Origin of the sequence: Companilactobacillus halodurans (genome assembly GCF_009600985.1) — a bacterium.
In the GTDB taxonomy this organism is placed as follows: Bacteria; Bacillota; Bacilli; order Lactobacillales; family Lactobacillaceae; genus Companilactobacillus; species Companilactobacillus halodurans.
On sequence record NZ_VDFP01000113.1, the window covers coordinates 1 to 1,543 of the forward strand.

Here is a 1,543-nt window from a genome sequence, read left to right on the forward strand (position 1 = left end):
TTGTTAATATTATATTTGTTTTAATAATTGTTAAATTGATAAGAGAAAATTATGCAAAAATAAATGAAATTGAAGAAAAGATATTATCTTTAAAATTAAATAAGGTAGCGTCAAGAATCTTGTGTAAATGAAATGCCTTCGTACATATAATATGTATCTAACTTAAATAAATGATGCTTCCAAGGTGTCCTGGAGTCCTTTGAACCCTCGGTGGATCCGCTTCAGAGACTTCTCGTTATAAACATTAAACTGAGAAACCAGGAAGCGATCCAGTGAATCTTCCGTTGGAAATTGTTCTTTGTGGTGGGTGGTGCGCTTGAGATGCTTATTAAAGTTCTCAATCAGGTTAGTGGAGTATAGTGATTGCCGGATAGCTGGTGGAAAGTCCATGAAAGTGAGTAAATTCGGCATTTTAAGCAGATCTTTGATTAATTTGGGATAGGTCTGATGCCAGTTGTTGGCGAACTCATTCAGTTTCAGTTCGGCTGCTTCACGGTTGGCGGCCCGATGAACTTGTTTAAAGTCACTGATCACGGCCTTGCGGTCTTTTACGCGAACTTTGTTCATCAGATTCCGCCCAACATGAACCAGGCAACGTTGTCGTTTGGCTTTAGGGAAATGCCGATTCAAGCCTTCATCCAAACCAACTAACCCATCGTCCACAAACAACAGCACATCTTTAACGCCCTGCTTGATCAAGGTTCCCAGCAGTTCAGTCCAGATTCCAGTCGATTCCGTTGGCGCCACTTGGTAGTTCAGCACTTCTTTCGTACCATCTGGACGAATGCCAATCGCAATATGAACGGCTTCTTTTTGAACGGTATCCCGCTTTAACGGCAAGTAAGTGGCATCTAAGAAGATGGCCGCATATTGTGAAGCCAGTCGACGTTGCTGGAAAGCTTGAACCTGTTCATTGACGGCTTTAGTCATGTTGGAAACCGTGGCTTTGGAGTAGTGAGCACCGTACATTTTCTCAATGAGTTCGGCAATTTCAGCAGTGGTAATTCCCTTGGTATACAACTGAATGACCGTTGTTTCTAAATTATCACTGTGCCGACCGTAGGCTGGCAAGGTATGATTTTCAAACTGGCCATTGCGATCTCGAGGAATGGTTAAGTTAAGTTGGCCGTACTTCGTATCAAACGAGCGCTCATAACTGCCGTTGCGGTTATTACCAGTGTTAATCCCAGCGTATGAGTAGCGTTCGTAACCCAAAAACTCTGCCAATTCGGTTTGAAGCAGCTGGTTAATCGCAATTTCGAGGTGGTGACGAAAAACTTCGTCCAAATCTTGCTTTTGGGCTAGTGCAGCGATAATTTCTGTGGTAAGTTCATTCATGGGGAATGCCTCCTGTGATGTTTTCTGTGATTACTAAATATCATAAGGGAAGGCATTCCCTATTTCTATACAATTCAGAAATCTTTTATGCATTTACACAAGATATTTTACGCTCTCGGATTATCAACTATGTCCAACTTCATATAAACCTGACTTAAAACATCTGTAATATTCAATAAATATGGTGATTGATCTGGATGTGCAT

At 41.3% G+C, this 1,543-nt stretch carries 1 protein-coding gene; it reads right to left on the bottom strand.

All coding sequences use genetic code 11. The features are described 5' to 3' along the window. Positions 1–162 precede the first annotated feature (162 nt). Positions 163–1,338, bottom strand: coding sequence for an IS256 family transposase (locus FHL06_RS12850; RefSeq protein WP_153386984.1), 1,176 nt, complete (start codon positions 1,336–1,338; stop codon positions 163–165). Positions 1,339–1,543: the final 205 nt, after the last annotated feature.